Raw genomic sequence first — 4,578 nt, 5'->3', positions numbered from 1 at the left:
TCGACAGCCCGGCCGCGCGCAGGCCGTCGCGCAGCGCCGGGTACAGCGCCGGATCGGCGATCACCGCATGCGCGGGACGGTGCGTGGCGCACAGCGCCAGCAGCGCGTCGACGTTGCGCCCGGCGGCCAGTACGCCGGCGCGCAGGCGCTGCGGATGGCGCGCGATCACGTCCAGCGCCGAGGCGCCGATCGAGCCGGTGGCGCCGAGCACGGCGATGGTGCGGACCGCTGGGGTCTTGCTGCGTTGCGTGTTCACTGGCTCAGAACCCGAAGATGTCCTTGCCCAGCGCGAAGATCGGCAGCGCCGCCAGCACGCCGTCGATCCGGTCCAGCACGCCGCCGTGACCGGGAATCACGTTGCCCGAGTCCTTGGCGCCGACGTGGCGCTTGAGCAGGCTCTCGAACAGGTCGCCGACCACCGAGGCCAGCACGCTGACCGCGGCCACGATCAGCAGCCCGGGCAGGTGCGGCAGGGTCACCCCGGCCAGCCAGCCGAAACCGGCGGCCACGATCAGGCCGGCCAGCAGGCCGCCGACCAGGCCTTCCACGGTCTTGTTGGGGCTGATCCGCGGCGCCAGCTTGTGCTTGCCGAACTGGCGGCCGGCGAAATACGCGCCGGAATCGGCGGCCCACACCGTCGCCAGCGCGGTCAGCAGCCAGCGGTGGCCGTTGGGCTCGCTGGCGTGGATCAGGCCCAGCGCGGCCCAGGCCGGTACGATCGCCAGGGTGCCGGCGGCGAGCTTGAACACCCGCGCGTAGGTGGCGTGGTCGGAGCCGAAGCGGTAGAAGCCCAGCCACAGCAAGGCCACGCACCACCAGCCGGCGCCGATCAGGGTGGTCAGCTGGAACAGCACCAGGGAGCCGGCCGAGGCCCACACCAGCAGAACCATCAGCAGCAGGTTGAGCATCAGCAGGATGGTGCGCGGCAGGGTGTCGTCGACCTCGGCCAGCTTCAGCCATTCCCACAGGCCGATCAGGAAGATCAGGGCGGCCAGCGCGACCAGCCACTGGGTCGGCAGCAGCAGGATGGCGCAGATGGCCAGCGGGGCCATGATCAGCGCGGCGATGACGCGGGTACGGGTCATGCGGAAACGTTCTCCGTCGCCGCTTCGGCGACCTGCGCGCTGGTGAGGCCGAAACGCCGCTCGCGGCGGGCGTAGTCGTCCAGGGCTTGTTGCAGCACCTCGGGGCCGAACTCGGGCCAGAGGGTCTCGGTGAACCACAGTTCGGTATAGGCCAGCTGCCACAGCAGGAAGTTGCTGATGCGCAGGTCGCCGCCGGTGCGGATGAACAGGTCCGGCGGCGGCAGGTCGGCCAGCGCCATGCGCGCCGACAGCGCGTCCTCGTCGATCTGCTCCGGGCGCAGGCGCCCGGCGGCGACGTCCTCGGCCAGCGCGCGCGCGGCCAGGGCGATGTCCTGGCGGCCGCCGTAGCTGGCGGCGATCGACAGGTGCAGCGCCTGGTTGTCGCGGGTGCGCGCCTCGGCCTGGGCCATGCGCTCGCACAGCGACGGCGCGAAGCGCGCGCGGTCGCCGATGAAGCGCACGCGCACGCCGCGCCGCTGCAACTCCTCGACCTCGCGGTCGAGCGCGTGCAGGAACAGCTTCATCAGCGCGTCCACTTCCTCCTGCGGACGCCCCCAGTTCTCGCTGGAAAAGGCGAACAGGGTCAGCGCGCCGATGCCGCGCTCCAGGCAGAAGTCGATGGTGCGGTTGACCGCACGCGCGCCGGCGCGGTGGCCGATCACGCGCGGCCGGCGGCGGCGCTGCGCCCAGCGGCCGTTGCCATCCATGATGATGGCCAGGTGGCGGGGCAGGGACATGGGGATGGGGTCGGAAGGCATGGCCGGCAGGCGCAGGCTCAGACCGCCATCAGTTCCTGTTCCTTGCCCTTGACCACGTCGTCCACGTCCTTGATCGCCTTGTCGGTCAGCTTCTGGATGTCGTCCTCGCTGGCGCGGGCCTCGTCCTCGGTGACCTTCTTGTCCTTCAGCAGATCCTTGACCTGCTGGTTGGCGTCGCGGCGGATGTTGCGGATCGCGACCTTGGTGTCCTCGCCTTCGCCGTGCACGACCTTGGACAGCTCGCGGCGGCGCTCCTCGGTGAGCGCGGGCAGGTTGAGGCGGATGGTGGTGCCGGCGGTGTTCGGGGTCAGGCCCAGGTCCGAGGCCAGGATCGCCTTCTCGACCGCGCCGACCATCTGCTTTTCCCACGGGGTGATGGTCAGCGAGCGGGCGTCGGCGACGGCCACGCTGGCGACCTGGCTCAGCGGCATGTCCGAGCCGTAGTAGTTGACCTTCAGGTGCTCGACCAAGGCGGTCGACGCGCGGCCGGTGCGCACCTTGATGAGCGCATGACGCAGCGCGTCGATGCTCTTGGCCATGCGGGTCTGTGCGTCTTGCTTGATTTCGTTGAGCATCGCCGGTGTCCGTGCTGAATCTGAATCGGACGATTATAGCCTGCCGGGAGTGGGGAATCGGGAATGGGGAATGGCAAGGGCGGATTCCGGCGCGCCCAACTGAACGCCAATGTGGGGGGAATCGTGGCCAGCGCCAATGCTGCAGTGCGCAACGCTCTGCGATTCCCCGCTCCCGATTCCCTATTCCCGGGGCGTCAGCCCCTTCCCTTCACCAACGTGCCGATCTCGGCGCCGCGCAAGATCTTCAGCAGTTCGCCGGGCTGGCCCATGTTGAAGATGCGCAGCGGCAGGTCGCTGTCGCGGGCCAGGGCGAAGGCGGCGGTGTCCATCACTTCCAGGTTGCGGGCGATGACCTCGTCGTAGGTCAGGCTGTCGAAGCGTACGGCGTCGGCGTGCTTCTTCGGGTCCTTGTCGTACACGCCGTCGACCTTGGTCGCCTTCAGTAGCAGGTCGGCACCGATCTCGATCGCGCGCAGCGCGGCGCCGGAGTCGGTGGTGAAGAAGGGGTTGCCGGTGCCGGCGGCGAAGATCGCGATGCGGCCCTTTTCCAGGTGGCGGATCGCACGGCGGCGGATGAAGTCCTCGCACACGTCGTTGATCTTGATCGCGCTCATCACGCGCACCTTGGCGCCGAGCTTTTCCAGCGCGTCCTGCATCGCCAGCGCGTTGATGACGGTGGCGAGCATGCCCATGTGGTCGCCGGTGACCCGGTCCATGCCGTTGGCGGCCAGACCGGCGCCGCGGAAGATGTTGCCGCCGCCGATCACCAGCGCCACTTCCGCGCCGGCCTGCTGCGCCTCGATCACCTCATGGGCGAGGCGATTGATGATCTTCGGGTCGATGCCGTAGTCCCCGTCTCCCATCAGCGCTTCGCCGGACAGTTTCAACAGGATACGGCGATAGGCGAGCTGGGACATGGCAACCTCGTTGGGGGATGACGGGCAAACCACACGATTTTAGCCGATGCGCGCCAGCGCGTCTGTGCCGCCGGCGATGCTTCAGCGTTGCGCCTCGCCGGACGAACGCGCGGTGACGCGATTGCGACCGCCGTGCTTGGCGCTGTACAGCATGTCGTCGGCCGCCTGCAGCAGTTCCTGCGCGCTGTTGAAACGCTCGCGGCCGCCCTGCGTGGCCACGCCCGCGGAGAAGCTGATGTGCAGCGGCCCCTGCTTGGTGTCGGCCATCGGCCGCTGCGCGATCTCGGCGAGGATGCGCCGCATCACCCCGAGCGCGGCTTCCTCGCCGGTGTTGGGCAACAGCACCAGGAATTCCTCGCCGCCGAAGCGCGCCACGGTGTCGCTGGCGCGCAGCATCGGCTGCAGGGTCTGCGCGAATGCGCGCAGGACCTGGTCGCCGACCAGGTGCCCGTGCGCGTCGTTGATCTTCTTGAAATCGTCCAGATCGATGAAGGCCACCGACAGCGGCCAGTCGTGGCGATTGGCCAGTTCGAACTGCTGCTTGAGCAAAGTGTCCAGCTGGTGCCGGTTGAACACGCCGGTGAGGGCGTCGCGGCTGGCCTGTTCGGCCAGGCGCCGTGCGTGCTGCTCGTACTCGTCGGCGCGCTGGCGCACGCGGTTGGCTTCCTGCACTTCGCGCAGGTTGCGCAGCACCATCAGCTCGCGGGCATGGCTGATGATCGCGTCGACCCGCTCCGGCTGCGCGATGCGCACGTCGAAGATCGGGCTGACCGCCGGCAGCGCCTCGGCGATGTGGCCCACCACCTCGTCGAAGCGGCGGCTGTCCAGTTGCAGGTCGCGATAGGCGCACTGCATGGCGTGGGTGCGCGCGGCTTCGGGATCGTCGCCGAGCCAGATGTCGGCGATGGCGCCGGACAGGCGCACGCAGATGTCGAAGGGTTCGGTCGCGGCGCCGGCAGTGCCGCCGCTGCCGATACTGCGCTGCAGGTAGGCGGGCAGCTTCCATTTCTGCGCCAGCCAGGCGCCGACCTCGGCGCGGTCGGCGCCCAGGTGCTCGCGCTCCAGCGCGCTCAGCCGCTGCGGATCGCCGGCGGCCTCGTGCAGCAGGGCGGAATAGCGGTCGTGGCAGACGTGCAGCAGGGCCAGTGCGCCCATGTCCTGCAACAGCCCGGCCAGCATCAGCTCCTCGTGCTTGCGCAACCCCGCGGCCTGGCCGAGCAGGCGGCTGGCCAGCGCCGCCAGC

Annotated in this window: 5 protein-coding genes and 1 pseudogene; all 6 read right to left on the bottom strand. The window is 69.6% G+C overall.

Annotation, left to right across the window (positions count from 1 at the left end):
* Positions 1-211 (bottom strand): annotated as a pseudogene (locus tag D588_RS0122605) (1-deoxy-D-xylulose-5-phosphate reductoisomerase); the annotation flags it as partial.
* Positions 212-260: 49 nt separating this feature from the next.
* Positions 261-1,085: a phosphatidate cytidylyltransferase gene (locus tag D588_RS0122600; protein ID WP_017908843.1), complete on the bottom strand. Its 825-nt coding sequence runs from the start codon at positions 1,083-1,085 to the stop codon at positions 261-263.
* Positions 1,082-1,822, bottom strand: a complete 741-nt coding sequence (uppS, locus tag D588_RS0122595) for a polyprenyl diphosphate synthase (protein ID WP_017908842.1) — start codon at positions 1,820-1,822, stop codon at positions 1,082-1,084. Before uppS ends, D588_RS0122600 begins: the two co-directional genes overlap by 4 nt.
* Positions 1,823-1,860: 38 nt before the next feature.
* Positions 1,861-2,418: a ribosome recycling factor gene (gene frr, locus D588_RS0122590; RefSeq protein ID WP_010344041.1), complete on the bottom strand. Its 558-nt coding sequence runs from the start codon at positions 2,416-2,418 to the stop codon at positions 1,861-1,863.
* A gap of 194 nt (positions 2,419-2,612) precedes the next feature.
* The gene (gene pyrH, locus D588_RS0122585) at positions 2,613-3,335 is read right to left on the bottom strand and encodes a UMP kinase (protein WP_010344040.1); all 723 of its coding nucleotides are present in this window, start codon (positions 3,333-3,335) and stop codon (positions 2,613-2,615) included.
* Positions 3,336-3,416: 81 nt separating this feature from the next.
* A partial coding sequence (locus D588_RS0122580) for a GGDEF domain-containing protein (RefSeq protein WP_017917615.1) occupies positions 3,417-4,578 on the bottom strand: 1,162 nt, incomplete at its 5' end.

The organism is Xanthomonas sp. SHU 308, assembly GCF_000364645.1.
GTDB classification, from domain to species: domain Bacteria; phylum Pseudomonadota; class Gammaproteobacteria; order Xanthomonadales; family Xanthomonadaceae; genus Xanthomonas_A; species Xanthomonas_A sontii.
Note: the sequence above shows the minus strand (reverse complement) of the source record. Positions and strands in the feature narration are given on the sequence as shown.